Annotated in this window: 15 protein-coding genes; 5 read left to right on the forward strand and 10 right to left on the reverse strand. The window is 67.2% G+C overall.

The window, feature by feature from the left end; translation table 11 throughout:
- Positions 1-9: 9 nt before the first annotated feature.
- The 3 genes from lptE to POM99_RS10295 form a co-directional block, all read right to left on the reverse strand.
- On the reverse strand, positions 10-507 hold the full coding sequence (lptE, locus tag POM99_RS10285; RefSeq protein ID WP_438823002.1) for an LPS assembly lipoprotein LptE: 498 nt from the start codon (positions 505-507) through the stop codon (positions 10-12).
- A complete protein-coding gene (gene leuS / locus POM99_RS10290; protein ID WP_277277426.1) occupies positions 497-3019 on the reverse strand; it encodes a leucine--tRNA ligase in 2523 nt (840 codons plus the stop codon). The genes lptE and leuS overlap by 11 nt, the downstream gene beginning before the upstream one ends.
- Positions 3020-3085: 66 nt before the next feature.
- On the reverse strand, positions 3086-3484 hold the full coding sequence (locus tag POM99_RS10295) for a DUF3576 domain-containing protein (RefSeq protein ID WP_438823006.1): 399 nt from the start codon (positions 3482-3484) through the stop codon (positions 3086-3088).
- 440 nt (positions 3485-3924) lie between these two features.
- Here POM99_RS10295 and POM99_RS10300 point away from each other — a divergent pair, with 440 nt between their 5' ends.
- From POM99_RS10300 to POM99_RS10310, 3 genes are all read left to right on the forward strand, one after another.
- A complete protein-coding gene (locus POM99_RS10300; RefSeq protein WP_277277430.1) occupies positions 3925-4716 on the forward strand; it encodes a hypothetical protein in 792 nt (263 codons plus the stop codon).
- A gap of 158 nt (positions 4717-4874) precedes the next feature.
- Positions 4875-5597, forward strand: a complete 723-nt coding sequence (phbB, locus tag POM99_RS10305; protein WP_277277432.1) for an acetoacetyl-CoA reductase — start codon at positions 4875-4877, stop codon at positions 5595-5597.
- A gap of 154 nt (positions 5598-5751) precedes the next feature.
- Positions 5752-5988 carry a ribbon-helix-helix domain-containing protein gene (locus POM99_RS10310; protein WP_277277434.1) on the forward strand — a complete coding sequence of 79 codons (237 nt, stop codon included), beginning with the start codon at positions 5752-5754 and terminating at the stop codon, positions 5986-5988.
- On the opposite strand, the gene chrA is transcribed toward POM99_RS10310, so the two are convergent.
- The gene (gene chrA / locus POM99_RS10315; protein WP_277277565.1) at positions 5977-7275 is read right to left on the reverse strand and encodes a chromate efflux transporter; all 1299 of its coding nucleotides are present in this window, start codon (positions 7273-7275) and stop codon (positions 5977-5979) included. The two genes, POM99_RS10310 and chrA, sit on opposite strands and share 12 nt — an antisense overlap.
- 158 nt (positions 7276-7433) lie before the next feature.
- On the opposite strand from chrA, the gene POM99_RS10320 reads away from it, so the two are divergent.
- Positions 7434-7742: a DUF1905 domain-containing protein gene (locus POM99_RS10320; protein WP_277277436.1), complete on the forward strand. Its 309-nt coding sequence runs from the start codon at positions 7434-7436 to the stop codon at positions 7740-7742.
- 9 nt (positions 7743-7751) lie between these two features.
- Here POM99_RS10320 and murA read toward each other — a convergent pair whose 3' ends face one another.
- Complete coding sequence (murA, locus tag POM99_RS10325) at positions 7752-9035, reverse strand: UDP-N-acetylglucosamine 1-carboxyvinyltransferase (protein WP_277277438.1); 1284 nt, start codon at positions 9033-9035, stop codon at positions 7752-7754.
- A 117-nt stretch (positions 9036-9152) separates the two neighbouring features.
- Between murA and galU the strand changes: the two genes are divergently transcribed.
- On the forward strand, positions 9153-10043 hold the full coding sequence (gene galU, locus POM99_RS10330; RefSeq protein ID WP_277277440.1) for a UTP--glucose-1-phosphate uridylyltransferase GalU: 891 nt from the start codon (positions 9153-9155) through the stop codon (positions 10041-10043).
- A gap of 93 nt (positions 10044-10136) precedes the next feature.
- Here galU and POM99_RS10335 read toward each other — a convergent pair whose 3' ends face one another.
- From POM99_RS10335 to POM99_RS10355, 5 genes are all read right to left on the reverse strand, one after another.
- Positions 10137-11684: an acyl-CoA synthetase gene (locus tag POM99_RS10335; RefSeq protein ID WP_277277441.1), complete on the reverse strand. Its 1548-nt coding sequence runs from the start codon at positions 11682-11684 to the stop codon at positions 10137-10139.
- Between the two features lie 203 nt (positions 11685-11887).
- The gene (locus POM99_RS10340) at positions 11888-12568 is read right to left on the reverse strand and encodes a M23 family metallopeptidase (RefSeq protein ID WP_277277442.1); all 681 of its coding nucleotides are present in this window, start codon (positions 12566-12568) and stop codon (positions 11888-11890) included.
- A gap of 194 nt (positions 12569-12762) precedes the next feature.
- A complete protein-coding gene (locus POM99_RS10345; RefSeq protein WP_277277444.1) occupies positions 12763-13551 on the reverse strand; it encodes a ferritin-like domain-containing protein in 789 nt (262 codons plus the stop codon).
- 138 nt (positions 13552-13689) lie between these two features.
- Positions 13690-14157, reverse strand: coding sequence for a peroxiredoxin (locus POM99_RS10350; protein ID WP_277277446.1), 468 nt, complete (start codon positions 14155-14157; stop codon positions 13690-13692).
- Positions 14154-16850: a bifunctional [glutamine synthetase] adenylyltransferase/[glutamine synthetase]-adenylyl-L-tyrosine phosphorylase gene (locus POM99_RS10355; protein ID WP_277277448.1), complete on the reverse strand. Its 2697-nt coding sequence runs from the start codon at positions 16848-16850 to the stop codon at positions 14154-14156. The genes POM99_RS10350 and POM99_RS10355 overlap by 4 nt, the downstream gene beginning before the upstream one ends.
- Between the last annotated feature and the right edge of the window lie 11 nt (positions 16851-16861).

Raw genomic sequence — 16861 nt, forward strand, 5'->3', positions numbered from 1 at the left:
CCCGCAACCTCAGCGCGACTGGCGCAGCCGCGTGGCGACGCGCGTGACGATCTGGTCGGCGATTTCGTGCGAAAGGTTTTCCAGCGCGGTCTGCTCGGCCGCGATCACCGCATATTCGCTCGAAACCACGTCGATGCCCGCGTCGGCGCTTGCCGTCGCGTCGAGCATGATCGTGCCGCTCCGCAGGTCCACCAGCTGGTAACGCGCGCGCAGCGTCCGCCGCTCGCGCGAAATGGCGTCGTCGCTCAGCAGGCCCAGGCCCTGCAGCTTTTCATCCAGCCGCACGTCCAGGCGATAGCGCGGGTCCTGCTTCATCCCCGCGCCCAGCCGGTCGGTCAGCGAATTGCGCACCAGCCAGCCGGCCTTGCCCTCGATCGCGGAAACCTGGACCGCCGCCACCGAACGCGCCACTTCGCCGCTGCCGCCACCGGCATACATCGGCTGCAGCCCGCATCCGGCCAGCAGCGCCAGCGGGGCCACCAGGGCAAGGGCCGCCTTACGCGACAAGATTCACCAAGCGGTCAGGCACCACGATCACCTTCTTCACCTCCGCCCCGTCCAGCGCACGCTGCACCTTGTCGGATGCGAGGGCAAGCCGTTCCAACTCTTCGCGCGCCGTGCCCTTGGCCACGGTCAGCGTATCGCGCAGCTTGCCCTTCACCTGCACCGCTACGGTCACCTCGTCATCCACCAGCAGCGCGGCGTCCACTTCGGGCCAGGCGGCGTCGGCGACCAGGCCCGTGCCGATCGTGGCGTGCGCCTCTTCGGCCAGGTGCGGCATCATCGGCGCGACGAGCAGCAGCAGCTTGTGGATCGCCTCGCTGCGGCTGGCCGAAGGCGCGGCCTTCTCCACTGCGCCGGTCAGTTCGTAAATCCGAGCCACCGCCTTGTTGAAGCCCAGCGATTCGATGTCGGAAGCGATGGCGTGCACGGTCTGGTGCACCTTGCGGTCCAGCGCCTTGTCTTCGCTCTGCGCATCAGCGTCATATTGCGCAAACAGGCGCCACAGCCGCTGCACAAAGCGCCAGCAGCCCTCGATTCCCGCCTCCGACCACGGCAGGTCGCGCTCGGGCGGGCTGTCAGACAGCATGAACCAGCGGATCGCATCCGCGCCATAGCGGGCGACGATCTCGTCCGGGTCCACCACGTTCTTCTTGGACTTGGACATCTTGATCACGCGGCCGATTTCCACCGGCGCGCCATCGGTCTTCAGTGTCGCCCCTTCGCCACTGCGGTCCACTTCGCCGGGGCTGAAGAAGATCGGCTGGCCGTTCTCGGGGTTCCTGCGCTCATAGGTCTCGTGCGTCACCATGCCCTGCGTGAACAGGCTGGCGAACGGTTCGGTCACTTCCACCTTGCCGATGCGGGCAAGGGCGCGGGTCCAGAACCGGGCATAGAGCAGGTGCAGGATCGCGTGCTCGATCCCGCCGATGTACTGTTCCACCGGCAGCCAGCGCTTGATCTCTTCGGGATCGAACGGGCGGTCCGCCGGCTGGCTGGCAAAGCGCAGGAAATACCATGACGAATCGACGAAGGTGTCGAGCGTATCGGTCTCGCGCCGCGCGGCATGGCCGCATTGCGGGCAGTCCACGTGCTTCCACGTGGGGTGGCGGTCCAGCGGGTTGCCCGGCACATCAAAGGTCACGTCCTCGGGCAGGGTCACCGGCAGCTGCTTCTTGGGCACGGGCACCACGCCGCACACCTCGCAGTGGATGAACGGGATCGGTGTGCCCCAGTATCGCTGGCGGGAAACGCCCCAGTCGCGCAGGCGCCACACTGTCTTGCCCTGGCCCCAGCTCTCGCCCTCGGCACGCGCGATCACCGCCGCCTTGGCGTCGGCCACCGCCATGCCGTTCAGGAAGTCGCTGTTCACCAGCAACCCGTCGCCCGCCTCGGCCTCCCCGGCAAAGGGCTTGTCCGCGTCCGCAGCATTTGCCGCCACCACGCGCAGGATCGGCAGGCCATACTTGGTGGCGAAGTCGAAGTCGCGCTGGTCATGCCCCGGCACCGCCATGATCGCGCCGGTGCCATAGTCCATCAGCACGAAGTTGGCGATGTAGACCGGCAGGTCTGCTCCCGTGAACGGGTGTTTGGCTGTGATGCCGGTATCGAAGCCGAGCTTCTCGGCGGTTTCCAGCTCTGCCGCCGTGGTGCCGCCTTTCTTGCACAGCGCGATGAAATCCTGCGCCGCCTGCGATGTGGCCGCCACGCCCAGCGCCACCGGGTGATCCGCCGCCACGGCAACGAAGCTCGCGCCAAAGATCGTGTCCGGCCGGGTGGTGTAGACGTCCAGCGTCTCGCCCGTTGAAAGCGTGAAGCCGAACTGCAGGCCCTGGCTCTTGCCGATCCAGTTCTCCTGCATCGTGCGGACCTTTTCCGGCCACTTGTCCAGCGTGGACAGGCCTTCCAGCAGCTCGTCCGCAAAGTCGGTGATCTTCAGGAACCACTGGTTCAGCTTGCGCTTTTCCACCAGCGCGCCCGAACGCCAGCCGCGCCCGTCGATCACCTGCTCGTTGGCCAGCACGGTATGGTCCACCGGATCCCAGTTGACCGTGCTTTCCTTGCGATAGACCAGGCCCGCGGCATAAAGGTCGAGGAACAGCGACTGCTCCTGGCCATAGTAATCGGGCTCGCACGTGGCGATCTCGCGGCTCCAGTCGAGCGCGAAGCCCAGCCGCTTCAGCTGCGCCTTCATGTTGGCGATGTTGTCGCGGGTCCAGCCGCCGGGGTGCACGCCCTTTTCCATCGCGGCGTTTTCCGCCGGCATGCCAAAGGCGTCCCAGCCCATCGGATGCAGCACTTCGAACCCGCGCATCCGCTTGTAGCGCGCCAGCACGTCGCCCATCGTATAGTTGCGCACGTGGCCGATGTGGATGCGCCCCGAAGGATAGGGGAACATCTCCAGCACATAGCTCCGCGGCTTGCCCGACGCATCGTCGGCGCGGAAGGACTGGTTCTCGTCCCACACCTGCTGCCAGCGGGTGTCGGAAACGGATGGATCAAAGCGCTCTGCGGTCATGCGCGCCCCATTACGGAGCGGCGCGCCTGTGCGCAAGGATGCGCCCAACAATGCGCGAGGTTGAAATCAGCCCGTAATGGTGCGGCGGCGCAGGTCGCGCGCCTTGGTCAGGATGATGTCTTCCAGCTTCTGCACCGTGGCGGCCTGCACCGGGGCGTCCACCCAGCCGCCGCCCTGCGAAACCTGGCGGCTGGCCGCCACGCGCAGCGCGTCGGCGCGCAGGTCCTGGTCCAGGATGGAAACGGTCACCTTCACCCGCTCGCCGGGGTTCTTCGGGTTGGCGTACCAGTCGGTCACGATCACGCCACCGTTCGAATCGGTCTGCACCAGCGGCATGAACGAGAGTGTTTCAAGGCTTGCGCGCCACAGATAGGCGTTGACGCCGATCGTTGTCACCTTGCTGGCGGCAAGGTCCGCGCGCGGCCGCGCCTTGTTTCCACCGCATGATGCAAGGGCAAGCGCGATGGCGCCGATGGCGATGCCGCGGACGAAGAAACCACGGGTCCGGCGGGCTTGGGCGCTTGTCGTCACTGCAATACTGTCCTTGCGATCTTCCGGCTGGCACCGGCCGGGAACCGGGGCGCGCCACTTGTTGTTCCACGCTGTGTCGCGCGTCTTTCCTGAGCCTCTATCACTCAGGCGCGCCGCGCGGCAAGCGCATTGACGCCGCATGGCCGGCGCATCGGGGTGCGGCCTTTGTGACAGGCCGGGCCGTGAACCATGGCTGAATGGGCGTCAGGGCTGTGACTGTGAGGCAACAGGTTCGCGCGAACTGTCGGAAGGGATTGCCACGTCTGGAAATTCCGGCCCGTCGGTCGTATGTGTACCTGATGAAAAAGGCGGTTGCGGGAATCGCGTGTTTGGCGCTTATTCACTGCAACGGTTTGGGGAAGATTGGACAGACAATGAGCGGGCTTCGGGCAAACAGGCGGAAAGGCGGCAGCTTCAGCCGCTTTGCGCGCGTGCCCCTGCTCGCCGGGGCCTTCGCGGCGGTGGCCCTGTTCGTGGCGCCCACGGTCAGCGGCGCCGTTACCGGCAAGTTCGACTCGGAGCCCGTCAGCCTTGCCGCACGCGGTGGCATCGGTTCGTTCACGCCGGCTTCGGTCGATCCCCGTCTGGCTACCCAGCTCGGCGTGCCCGTTCTGGGGCATGGCAAGATGTTCCGCTTCACCCCTGCAGGTTCGGACAATCGTCCCGGGCGCGCGGTGACGGTTGCCGTCCGCGTGGATGGTGAGATGGGCATCCGCGTTGTCGGTGCGCGCAATGCCTTTGCGATGCCGGCTACGGCTGCCGCTCCGGGCGCTGCGCCGGTGCGCATCGCGCCGATGGTCTACAACCTCGGCCTTGCCCGCGGGTATCAAAGCTTTGCCAGCACGGGCGCCTTGCCGCGTGAACAGCGGCTCGAAACGCCTGAGCTGCGCAGCTACAGCCTTGCCACTTCGGGTGCGCAGGCTTCGCCCGGGCGTCTTTCTCCCCGCGTCGTATTCGATGACAGGGATCGCGCCGGCCGTGCCCCGCGCACGCTCGAAGGGCAGGGCGATTACCAGCTCGATCTCGGCGGCAGCTACCGCCTGACGCGCAACCTCAACGTCACGGCCGGCGTGCGCTATTCGCCCGAACGTGACCGTCTGCGTCCGCTCACCGATGGCAAGCAGGACAGCCAGGCCGTCTATATCGGAACGCAGTTCCGTTTCTGACGCTGCGGCGGCCGCGAACGGTGGCAGTCTCTCCATCTTTGACCTAATTCTGTCTCACCATGCGGACGTATTCATCGACCTTGGTCAGTGAAGCGCTTGTCGCATAGCCGTCATGCTCCTAGCCTACCCGCGAGAGGGAACTCGATGGAGGGTAATGCATGACGCGTGTTGCAGTCGTAACCGGTGGGACCCGGGGTATCGGCGAAGCGATTTCCCTGGCGCTGCAGGCGCAGGGTAGAACGGTCGTCGCCAACTATGCCGGTAATGATGAAAAGGCCCGTGCCTTTACCGAACGGACGGGGATCAAGGCCTATCGCTTCGATGTGGGCGATCACGAAGCCACCCTGGCCGCCTGCGCGCAGATCGAGGCTGAGGTCGGCCCGATCGACATCGTCGTCAACAACGCTGGCATCACCCGCGATGGCGTTCTGCACAAGATGAGCTTCGACGACTGGAACGAGGTGATGCGCATCAACCTCGGCGGGTGCTTCAACATGGCCAAGGCCACGTTCCCCGGCATGCGCGATCGTGGTTGGGGCCGCATCGTCAACATCGGTTCGATCAATGGCCAGGCGGGCCAGTACGGCCAGGTGAACTATGCCGCGGCCAAGTCGGGCATTCACGGGTTCACCAAGGCGCTGGCGCAGGAAGGCGCGAAGTACGGCGTCACTGTCAACGCCATCGCCCCGGGCTACATCGATACCGACATGGTCGCGGCCGTGCCCGCGCCGGTCCTTGAAAAGATCGTTGCCAAGATCCCGGTCGGCCGCCTTGGCCAGGCCAGCGAAATCGCCCGCGGCGTGTCCTTCCTCACCTCTGACGAAGGCGCGTTCGTCACCGGCTCGACCATGAGCATCAACGGCGGCCAGCATATGTACTGACGGGCCGTGGCGGATAGCTTGGGCTATCCGCCGGTGCGCTTTCCGCGCGCTACCAGGCTCGGCCGGCCGGGGGGCGGACCTTGAAGTCTGCCGCCCCCTTCTGGCGTGCCGGTTCAGGCTTTGCCGCAGCCGCCACCCGCACTACGCTCGGCAGATGCCCGCTCCCTACCACCCTCCCGTCAAGCGCTCGGTAGAGATCGCCGGGCACAAGACCTCGATCAGCCTGGAGCCGCTGTTCTGGGACTGGCTGCGCCGCGTGGCCGAGGCAGAGGGCGTGCCGGTGAACGCCCTCGTCGCCCGCATCGATGCCGAGCGCATCCGCGCCGAAACGCCGCCCGGCCTGGCCGGTGCGATTCGCCTGTGGCTTGCGGCCCGCGCCCTAGAAGGCTGACAGCGCCAGCCCCCCCAGCGCGCACGCGGCGAGCGTTTCCATGATCCCGCGCTTCAGGCCGAACAGCATCGCCGCCGCCCCCGCCGCGATCAATGCCGCCCGCCAGTCCAGGCTGGCCAGCACCGGCAGACCGCCTGGCGTGACCGTGCGGAACAGCACGTGCAGCGCAAACCACAACGCAAGGTTGGCGATCACGCCCACCACCGCCGCCGTAATCGCCGCTAGCGCGCCCTGCAGCCGCTCGGCGTGTTCCAGCCGCTCCATCCACGGCGCGCAGGCAAAGATCCACAGGAAGCAGGGCGCAAAAGTGACCCACGTGGTCAGCCCCGCGCCCAGCAGCCCGGCCACCAAGGGCGAAAGCTCCCCCGGATGCCGCCAAGCCGCCAGAAAGCCCACGAACTGCGTGACCATGATCAGCGGCCCCGGCGTCGTTTCGGCCAAGCCCAGCCCGTCCGCCATCTCGCCCGGCATCAGCCAGCCGTATCCACTCACCGCCTGCTGCGCCATATAGGCCAGCACGGCATAGGCCCCGCCAAACGTCACCACCGCCAGTCGTGAAAAGAACAGCCCCACCTGCCACAGCACGTGGTGCGGCCCCAGCAGCGCAAACACCGCCACCAGCGGCAGCGCCCAGATTGCGCCCCATGCGGCCACCGTGCCCAGCGTCTGCAGCACCAGCCGATGCGTCGGCGCCCGGTCGGCCGCGGCAGTCGGCGCATGGTGCGCCCCCAGCCATTCCGGTCTGGTGCGTGAAACCACCGCACCAATCACGCCCGCGCCAAGGATCACCAGCGGGAACGGCGCATGCAGCACTGTCAGCGGGATGGCGGCCAGCGCCGCCAGCACCCACTTGAACCGCGTGCCCAGCGCCCGCTTGGCCACGCGCATCAAAGCCTGTGCCACCACCGCCAGCACCGCCGCCTTTATCCCCAGGAACAGCGCGGCGAACCAGCCGAGCCCGGCTGCCATCGCATAGAGCAATGAAAGGCCCAGCATCACCAGCGCACCGGGAATCACGAACAGCAGCCCCGCCGCCAGTCCGCCGCGCACGCCGAACAGTCGCCAGCCGATCCACGTGGCCAGCTGCTGCGCCTCTGGCCCCGGCAGCAGATGGCACAGGTTCAGCGCGCGCAGGAAGGCACCCTGTTCCACCCAGCCGCGCCGGTCCACGATCTCATGCTGCATCAGCGCAATCTGCCCCGCCGGCCCGCCGAACGAGAGGCAGCCGATGCGGCCGAAAGCCTTGATGAATTCGCCGAAAGTGGGCGCAGCCGCCCGTTCGTCCATCCTGTCCACGCGCGCTCCCCCGGCCAATGGCCGGTTCCAGAAACGCAACGCTTGGGCCGCTGCGGCCTGACCGGGAGGTTGCTTCTGCCCCGGATGCGGTCTCCTATCGTGCAATTCGGCGCGACTCAACCGGTCCGGTTCACTGGCGGGGAAATGGCATGGAGCACGATGATGCGGCACTGGCCCAGGTGGCCTTTTACGCCACGCTGATCGAATGGCGCGGTCCCGCGCCTTTTGTTTTCGCCCCGGTTCCGGAAGAACATGTCGGTGAAATCGCCCACGCCGCGCGCAGCGCCAGCTATGGCTGGGGCGTGGTTCCGGTGGAGGCACAGATCGGCCGCACCCGCTTCACCACGTCGCTGTTTCCGCGCAACGGCGGCTATCTGCTGCCGGTGAAGGTTGCCGTGCAGCGCAGCGAATCCATCGCCCCCGGATCGTCGGTCGCCGTCTTGCTGGTCGTACGCTGAACCGGCCGATCAATCCCCGCCAACGCGCTCGATCTCGGCGCCCACCAGCGCCAGCTTTTCCTCCAGACGCTCGTACCCGCGGTCTAGGTGATAGAGGCGGTGCACCTGCGTCTCGCCCTCGGCGGCAAGGCCGGCGATCACCAGGCTCATCGATGCGCGCAGGTCGGTCGCCATCACTTCGGCGCCGGTCAGGCGGTCCACCCCGTGGACCACGGCGGTGCGGCCCTTGGTCTCGATCCGCGCGCCCATGCGGTTCAGCTCCGGCACGTGCATATAGCGGTTCTCGAAGATCGTCTCGGTCAGCACCGACGATCCCTTGGCCAGGCACAGCATCGCCATCAGCTGCGCCTGCATGTCGGTGGCAAAGCCAGGATAGGGCGCGGTGGACAGCGTCACCGGGCGCAGCGGGCCGTCTGCCGCCACGCGCAGGCCGTTCTTCACCGGCTCCACGGTAACGCCGGCATCGCGCAGCGCCTGCACCGTGGCTTCCATGTCCTCGATCTTCGCGCCCGCCAGCGTCACCTCGCCCCCGGTGATCGCCGCGGCGCAGGCATAGGAGCCCGCCTCGATGCGGTCGGGCATCACCATGTAGGTCGCGCCGTGCAGGCGGTCCACGCCGTGGATGGTCAGGTCCGAAGTGCCGATCCCTTCGATCTGCGCGCCCATCGCCACCAGCAGGTTGCAAAGGTCCACGATCTCCGGTTCGCGCGCCGCGTTGTGCAGGGTCGATTTGCCCTTGGCCAGAACTGCCGCCATCAGCGCGTTCTCGGTTGCACCCACGGACACCACCGGAAAGGAATAGCGCCCGCCCGGCAGGCCGCCATCGGGCGCGCGCGCGCGGACATAGCCTGCCGCCAGTTCGATCTGCGCGCCGAACGCTTCCAGCGCTTTCAGGTGCAGGTCGATCGGGCGGTTGCCGATCGCGCAGCCGCCGGGCAGCGAAACCGTTGCCTCGCCCGCACGCGCCAGCATCGGGCCCAGCACCAGGATTGATGCACGCATCTTGCGCACCAGGTCATAAGGGGCGACGGTGCTGGTCAGCCGTGTCGCCTGCAGCGTCATCACCCGGCCGAAATCCTCGGGCCTCGCCCCGGCGATTGAGGTGGAAACGCCGAACTGGTTCATCAGGTGCTGGAACCCGTCGATATCGGCCAGACGCGGCAGGTTGCGCAGCGTCACCGGCTCGTCGGTCAGCAGCGCGCAGGGCAGCAGGGTCAGTGCGGCGTTTTTCGCGCCCGAAACAGGAATGGTGCCGGAAAGGCGCTTGCCGCCGCGAATGATGATCTTGTCCATCGCGGCGGTTTAACCGGTTTGCGGGGGTGTTCAAGGGGATCAGGAAAAAGTGGGCTTGCGAAGCGTATTGTGCGCTGCATAACTGCACTGCAACATTTCACGGGGTAATACCTAGGCATGACCACAGCATCACCACGCAAACCGATCCGCAAGGCCGTGTTCCCCGTCGCTGGCCTTGGCACCCGCTTCCTCCCCGCCACAAAGGCGATACCGAAGGAAATGCTCCCCGTCATCGACCGCCCGCTGATCCAGTACGCGGTGGATGAGGCGCGCGAGGCGGGCATTGAACAGCTGATCTTCGTGACCGGCCGCGGCAAGACCGCGATCGTCGAGCATTTCGATACCGCTTTTGAACTCGAAGCGACCATGGGTGGCCGGGGCAAGGACCTGTCGGTGCTCGATCCCACCCGCATCCAGCCGGGCAACCTTGTCACCGTGCGCCAGCAGGTGCCGATGGGCCTGGGCCATGCGGTGTGGTGCGCCCGTGCCGTGGTGGGGGATGAACCCTTCGCCATTTTCCTGCCTGACGAGATGATGGTCGGCAGCCCCGGCTGCATGAAGCAGATGGTCGATGCCTACAACGAAGTGGGCGGCAACCTGATCTCGGTGCTGGAAGTGCCGGAAGAGGAAGTGTCCAGCTATGGCGTGATCGCGCCGGGCGCGAAGGTGTCTGATACGCTCACCGAAGTGACCGGCCTTGTCGAAAAGCCGAAGCGCGAGGATGCGCCATCGAACCTGATCATCTCGGGCCGCTATATCCTGCAGCCTGAAGTGATGCGCACCCTGGAAAACCAGGGGAAGGGCGCCGGCGGAGAAATCCAGCTGACTGACGCAATGGCGCGGATGATCGGGCAACAGCCGTTCCACGCGGTCACCTTTGCCGGCCGCCGCTTCGACTGCGGCAGCAAGACCGGCTTTGTCGAGGCCACGCTGGCGCTGGCGCTTGAGCGGCCCGACATGGCGACGGAAGTGCGCGCCATCATGGAAAAGCTGCTCGCAAAATCCTGAGCAAGCTCTTGATAAATAAGAATGTAGGAATGTTTCCCCGGGGAAACATTCCTACAGGCTTCAGTCCAGCACAAAGCCGGCCAGCAGCGCCCGTCAGGCGGCTGTTTTGGCAGCCTCGCGATATTCCTCGCGCAGCAGGCGCTTGAACAGCTTGCCGGTCGGCTCCCGCGGCAACTCGGCGCGGAAGTCGATCTGCCGTGGCATCTTCACGCGGGACAGGCGTGGGCCCAGCCATTCCGCCAGCTCCGTCGCCAGCTCCGGCCCAGCCTCGCCCATGTCCGCAGGCTGCACCACCGCCACCACCTTTTCGCCCATGTCCGGGTCCGGCGCGCCGATCACGGCAACGTCCGCCACTTTCGGATGGGTGACCAGCAGGTTCTCGATCTCCTGCGGGTAGATGTTCACCCCGCCGGATATGATCATGAAGCTCTTGCGGTCGGTCAGGTAGAGATAGCCGTCGTCATCCTCCCAGCCGATGTCGCCCAAGCTGGTCCAGCCATGCTTGTTGGTGGCGTCTGCCGTCTTGGCCGGATCGTTGTGATAGGAAAACGGACTGCCGCCCTCGAAGAATACGTGCCCCTCGGTCCCGCGCGGCACTTCCTCGTCGTTCTCGTCGCAGATGCGGATCGTGCCGAGCAGCGCGCGGCCGACCGAGCCGGGGCGCTGCAGCCATTCCTGCGCCGAAATGAATGTGAAGCCGTTGCCTTCGGTCCCGGCATAGTATTCGCGCACGATCGGTCCCCACCAATCGATCATCGCGTGCTTCACCGGCACCGGGCACGGCGCGGCGGCGTGGATCGCGCTTTTCAGCGATGACAGGTCATACCGCGTGCGCACCTCATCGGGCAGCTTCAGCATCCGCACGAAGTGCGTGGGCACCCACTGGCTGTCGGTCACCCGATAGCGCTCGATCAGGGCCAGCGCCTTTTCGGGATCGAACTTCTCCATCACCACCACAGTGCCGCCCATGCGCTGCACCGTCATGGACCAGCGCAGCGGCGCGGCGTGATAAAGCGGGGCCGGAGACAGGTAGACCGAATTCCCGGTCATCCCGAACGCACCCATCGCAATCTGGAGCAGCGCGTTGCTCGCGCCGATGGCCGGCTCTTCGGGCAGGGGCACGCGCACGCCCTTGGGCTTGCCCGTGGTGCCAGAGGAATAGAGCATGTCGCACCCGGCCCGCTCGTCGTCCACCGGCTCGGCCGGCATGGCGGAAAGCGCGGCGGCAAGGTCTTGCGCATCCGCGCCGCCCAGCCGCAACTGCGCCACGCCGGGGACCAGCTGCGCCACCTCGTCCATGATGCCTGACAGCGCCTGGGTGCTGACCAGCAGCTTCGCGCCGCTGTCCTCAACGATATAGGCGACCTCGGGCGGGGCCAGCCGGCACGAAATCACCACATAGACCAGGCCCGCCCGCTGCGCGCCCCAGGCAAGGCCGAACAGCGCGGGATCGTTGTCAAAGCACAGCGCCACGGTATCACCCACGCCCAGCCCTTGCGCGCGCAGCAACTGCGCGAAGCGGTTGCTGGCCGCGTCGAGCTCGCCATAGGTCACAATTTGGCCAGAGCCACCCATGATCACGGCAGGTCGATCGGGCATCGTGCGCGCGTGGTGACTGGGGTGATGCACATGTGCGGTCATCGATTGCAATCCTCTCAGGCTGCGGCTTCGCACCGCCTGCCGGAGGTTTTAATCGACCGCTTAAACGATGCAAGCCGAATTCGCACATAATCAGCGCGGCATAAGAAAAAGGCGGCGTTTCCGCCGCCTCTTTCCGCATCCTCTCCAAGATGCGATGGTGGGACCGGGACGGCTTTTGCGCCGTATCCTGCGGTCAATGGATCTCAGTTGGCGCTGGCGAGCTGGGTCGGTGCTGCAGCGGCGCCTGCCTGCATGTAGGGAACCGGGTTCACCGCTTCGCCGGCAACGCGCACTTCATAGTGCAGGTGCGCGCCGGTGGAACGGCCGGTGGAGCCGACATAACCGATCACGTCGCCCTTGTGCACGGTCTGCCCTTCGGCAACCGCGATGCGCGACATGTGGCCATAGCGGGTTTCGAGGCCGGCGCCGTGCTCCAGCTGAACGTAGAGGCCATAACCGCCAAACCAGTCGGCCTTGCCCACCTTGCCATCGGCGGCGGCGCGGATCGGCGTACCGGTGGGGGCGGGCATGTCGATGCCCTTGTGTGCGCGCAGGCCACCGAGAACGGGGTGGACGCGCATGCCGAAGGCGCTGCTCATGGCGGGTTCGCTGACGATCGGCATCAGGGTGGGGATGGAGACCGAGCCGGCGCGGATCTTCTGCGGGGCGGCGCCGGTGTCGAGCGCCTGCCAGTTGGCGAAGAGCTGGCGGAATTCGCTGTCGCCTGCATCGGCGGCGGTGCCGTTCTTCGCAGCCTCGGCGGCGCGGAGCGGAGCGGCGATATCGGCCGAAGCGGCGCTGTTGGCCATGGCGGGAGCGGCGATGAAACAGGCGATCCCGGCGAGAGCGGAGAAAGCATTCCGGATGGTCTTGAAGTGCGACATTACGACCCGAACAACCTTATCTTTGCATCGCGGTCCGATGGGTTGCCCATCTTCGCCGCGTGCCTGGAACCCCCAGAGCACATCCCGCTTGCCGGGCAACCACAGGAACCTGCGGCCGTCCGCGGAATTATTACAAGACTGGTCGGAACCCCCCGCCGATCTCGTGGTTGGATGGGTAACGGCAGGCGTCGCGATCACGCAACCCCTGCCATGAATTCGCACGACAAACCGGCTGATCGACGCGCCGAGTCGTTGAACGGCGGCTTAACGGCGCCGCGAAAGTGCCTGTGGACCAAGGTTTTCCACAAGGCGGGGGGTGATTCCCCGCGGCTTTCGCACACCCTTGAAAAATGCGTTGTGCCGAAGCGCACATGCCGGATTTCGTCGTCAAGGATTCGTTGCAGGATGCGTGCGGAGCGGCTGTCTCCGGCCGTTTCGAAGCGCTCGATCGTCACCGGGGTCACGTCCAGTCCGCGCGCTTCCAGCACCATCGGCACCACCGCGAGTCGCGCCGCCACGTCGTGCGCCGTCTCGCACGCCGCGTCCCACAGCCCGTCGTGCGCCGGCATCGCGCCGTAATGGCTGCCGAGCGTCTTCAATCGCCGCGCCAGCAGGGCGAAATGCATCGCCTCGTCCTTGGCCACCGAAAGCCAGTCGGAAACGAATTCCGGCCCCATTTCGGCGCCAAATCGCCCCGCCGCATCCAGCGCCAGGTCAATTGCCACGAACTCGATATGCGCCAGCGCGTGCAGCAGGGCGATCCGCCCACGTTCCGATCCGCCGCGCCCGCGCTTGGGCATGGCGTTGGGCGGCAGCAGCCGGGGTTCGGCCGGGCGCGCGGGCACATCGGGCATGGCCACGTCAAAGGCGAAGGCGAGCGCGCCCGCCTGCCACTCCCGCGCAACGGCGCGCGTCGCCATGGCCTTGGCGGTCGGGTCGGCGGTCATCATCGCCGCCCGGATCGCGCCTGCAACAGTCTGCATGAATCAGTGCCTTACATTCTGTTCGGCACCGGCCCACTCCCCCGCCCGGCCACCCATAGCGTAAAATTCCGTTGGGTGGCCGGGCGGGGGAGTGGGCCGGTGCCGATCCATCCGAAACAATAGTTCCGGCTCGAAAGGTCAGAGCGCCTGTGCGGCCGCCAGCACTTCTTCCGCGTGGCCCTTCACCTTCACCTTGTCCCACACCCGCGCGATCTTTCCGTCAGGGCCGATCAGCAGCGTGGTGCGCACCATGCCCATATAGGTGCGGCCATAGTTCTGCTTTTCGGTCCAGATGCCCAGCGCATCCGAAAGGCCGCCTTCCTCGGCGTCGGTGGCCAGCGGCGCGGTGAGGCCATGCTTGGCGATGAACTTGGCATGCTTGGCCGGCGGGTCCTTGCTCACACCCAGCAGCGCCGTGCCTGCCGCCTCGAACTCGCCCGCCAGCCGCGTGAAATCCAGGTTCTCGGTGGTGCAGCCCGGCGTATCGTCCTTGGGATAGAAGAACAGCACCAGCTTGCGCCCGGCAAAGTCCGATGGCCGCACGCTGCCGCCTTCCGGCGTGGTCAATGCGATATCGGGAAGGGCCTGCCCCACTGTTGCGGTCATGCGTCGATCTCCAGTGTCTGGTTGAATGTCATGGCCCATGCCCCGGCAATGGTCCGGCGCGCCTCGGCAATCGCCTGCAGCAGTCCGTCCCAGTCTGCAAGTCCGCAGGCCTGCGCCACGATGCCACGGCTGGCCGGGGGCGGGAAGGTGCCGTCCGGGGCAACCAGCCGCACCACCACCAGCAGCCGCGCCAGCAGGTCATGCGCCGCACGCGCACCGGGGGGCAGCAGTCCCGCCTCGGCCAGCGCGGAAACCGCATCGCCCAGCACCGGGGTCAGCGCCACGCCATCGCGCAGCTGCAGGAAGTGGACGATGAATTCCAGATCCACCAGTCCGCCGCGCGCCAGCTTCACGTCCAGCGGTCCCTTGGGCGGCTTGTGCCGGGCCATCTCGGCCCGCATGTCCAGCACATCGGTGCGCAGCTTGTCCCTGTCACGCGGGGCGTGCAGCATGCTGTCGATGATGGCGGAAAGCGCCGCGCGGTCCTCCTCGCTGCCAAACAGCGGGCGGGCACGGCACAGCGCCATGTGTTCCCAGGTCCATGCTTCCTCGCGCTGGTATCGGGCGAAGCTGTCCAGGCTCACCGCGATCGGCCCCTGCGCGCCCGAAGGTCGCAGCCGCGTGTCCACTTCATACAGCGCGCCCGCCGCCGTGGGGACAGACAGCGCCGCGATCACCCGCTGCGCCAGCCGGTTGTAATAGAGCGTGCCGCCCAGCGGCCGCCCGCCATCGGATTCGCGCATGTGGTCCCCGCTGAACAGGAACACCAGGTCGAGGTCGGACGCATGGGTCAGCGATGCACCGCCCAGCCGCCCCAGCCCCAGGATCGCCAGCCGGCTGTCCGGCACCTCGCCATGCAGGCGCACGAACTCGGCCACTGCCGCCTCGCCCAGCACCACGATCGCCGCCTCGGCCACGCGGGATAGCGCGGCGGCGATGGCCAGCGGATCGTGCTGCCCTTCCACCAGCTGCACGCCCAGCGCAAAGCGCAGCTCGCCCACCTTGCGCCGCACGCTGTCCAGCACGCGCTGGTAATCGTCGTCGTCCTCGCACGCAGCCAGCGCCCTGGCGATCTCCTCCACGCTGCCCGGCAGGTCAAACGCGCTGCGGTCGATCAGCGTGTCGAGCAGGTCGGCCCGCCGCGCCAGCTCGTCTGCCAGCACCGGGGCATGGGCCAGCACGCGCATCACCACCGCCAGCAGGCCGGGCCGCGCCTCCAGCAGGCGGAACACGTTGATCGCCGATGGCAGCCCGGCCAGCAGCGCTTCCCAGCGCAGCAGCGCCCGGTCCGGATCGGGCCCTTCGGCCAGCGCGCGCAGCAACCGCCCGCGCAGCGAAGCGAACGCGGCGCGCGCTTCGGCACTGCGCAATGCGCGATACTGGCCGTTTTCCCAGCCTTCCACCCGCTCGGCCAGTGCCTCGGCATCGGCAAAGCCCATGTCCTGCAGTTCCAGCGCCAGCGGCGTCACTTCCACCGGCACTGTCCCCGTGGAGGCATATGTGGCGATCAGCCTGTCAAAGCGGCTGCCCACCGCATCGGAAATCGCCGCCAGTTCCGCCACCAGCACCGCGCCATCGCGCTGGCCGTCCAGCCGCGCCACGTTGTCCAGCGCGTCGCGGTCGGTGGGCAGCGAATGGGTCTGCTGGTCGGCCACCATCTGCAGCCGGTGCTCCAGCGTGCGCAACCGGTCATAGCTGTCGCCCAGTACGCGGGCATCCTCGCCTTCGATGATTCCCGCCTCGGCCAGCGCGTCCAGCGATGCGCGGGTGCCGCGCAGGCGCAGCGCCGGGTTGCGGCCACCGTGGATCAGCTGGTGCGTCTGGGCAAAGAACTCCACCTCGCGAATGCCGCCGCGCCCGCGCTTCAGGTCATAACCGGGGCCCACCGCCTGCCCGCCGGCATAGTGATCGCGGATGCGCGTGGTCAGCCGCCCGATCTCGGCAATCGCGCCAAAATCCAGGCTGCGCCGCCAAACGAAGGGGCGGATCGTGTCGAGGAACGCCTGCCCCGCCGCCATGTCGCCCGATGCGGCGCGCGCGCGGATGAATGCGGCACGCTCCCACGCCAGCGCGCTTGATTCGTAATGGGTGATCGCCCCTTCGAACGGGATCGCCAGCGGGCTGACTTCCGATGCCGGGCGCAGCCGCAGGTCCACGCGGAACACGTATCCCTCGCCATTCACGGTGGAAAGCAGCTCCACCACCGCACGCGCCACCCGCTGCGCCGCCTCGCCCGGCTCGTCGCGGTCGCGCCGGGGCAGGGTCTCGGGATCGTAAAGCAGGATGGGGTCGATGTCGGACGAATAGTTCAGCTCGCACGCGCCATGCTTGCCCAGCGCGATGGCGGAAAAGCCCTTTGGCTCTGCGTCTGGCACGCGGCGGCGGATGCCGGCGGTGATCGCGCCGTCCAGTGCGCGGTCGGCGAACGCGGACAAGGCGCCAACCACTTCGCCCAGCGAAAGCGCCCCGGCCAGGTCGCCGATCGCGATGGCGGTGGACAGCGCCAGCCGTTCGCGCCGCAGCGCCACGCCGATGTCGTCCTCACCCTGCCCGGCGCGGGCCGCCGCGTTCAGCGCATCGTCGATGCGCCCTTCGCGCAGCAGCGCTTCCAGATCGGGCAGGCGGTCCAGCGCGCGCATCAGGAACGGGGCGTGGTTGCGTGCGCGGTGCAGCGCGCCGGTCCAGTCGGTCATGCTCGTTCCCT

The organism is Novosphingobium cyanobacteriorum, assembly GCF_029436685.1.
Classification (GTDB): domain Bacteria; phylum Pseudomonadota; class Alphaproteobacteria; order Sphingomonadales; family Sphingomonadaceae; genus Novosphingobium; species Novosphingobium cyanobacteriorum.

Bases quoted from the DNA above. Each gene is read 5' to 3' on its own strand.
- leuS (WP_277277426.1), bottom strand. From the start codon at position 3,019: ATGACCGCAGAGCGCTTTGATCCATCCGTTTCCGACACCCGCTGGCAG.
- POM99_RS10300 (WP_277277430.1), top strand. From the start codon at position 3,925: ATGAGCGGGCTTCGGGCAAACAGGCGGAAAGGCGGCAGCTTCAGCCGC.
- phbB (WP_277277432.1), top strand. From the start codon at position 4,875: ATGACGCGTGTTGCAGTCGTAACCGGTGGGACCCGGGGTATCGGCGAA.
- POM99_RS10310 (WP_277277434.1), top strand. From the start codon at position 5,752: ATGCCCGCTCCCTACCACCCTCCCGTCAAGCGCTCGGTAGAGATCGCC.
- chrA (WP_277277565.1), bottom strand. From the start codon at position 7,275: ATGGACGAACGGGCGGCTGCGCCCACTTTCGGCGAATTCATCAAGGCT.
- POM99_RS10320 (WP_277277436.1), top strand. From the start codon at position 7,434: ATGGAGCACGATGATGCGGCACTGGCCCAGGTGGCCTTTTACGCCACG.
- murA (WP_277277438.1), bottom strand. From the start codon at position 9,035: ATGGACAAGATCATCATTCGCGGCGGCAAGCGCCTTTCCGGCACCATT.
- galU (WP_277277440.1), top strand. From the start codon at position 9,153: ATGACCACAGCATCACCACGCAAACCGATCCGCAAGGCCGTGTTCCCC.
- POM99_RS10335 (WP_277277441.1), bottom strand. From the start codon at position 11,684: ATGACCGCACATGTGCATCACCCCAGTCACCACGCGCGCACGATGCCC.
- POM99_RS10340 (WP_277277442.1), bottom strand. From the start codon at position 12,568: ATGTCGCACTTCAAGACCATCCGGAATGCTTTCTCCGCTCTCGCCGGG.
- POM99_RS10345 (WP_277277444.1), bottom strand. From the start codon at position 13,551: ATGCAGACTGTTGCAGGCGCGATCCGGGCGGCGATGATGACCGCCGAC.
- POM99_RS10350 (WP_277277446.1), bottom strand. From the start codon at position 14,157: ATGACCGCAACAGTGGGGCAGGCCCTTCCCGATATCGCATTGACCACG.
- POM99_RS10355 (WP_277277448.1), bottom strand. From the start codon at position 16,850: ATGACCGACTGGACCGGCGCGCTGCACCGCGCACGCAACCACGCCCCG.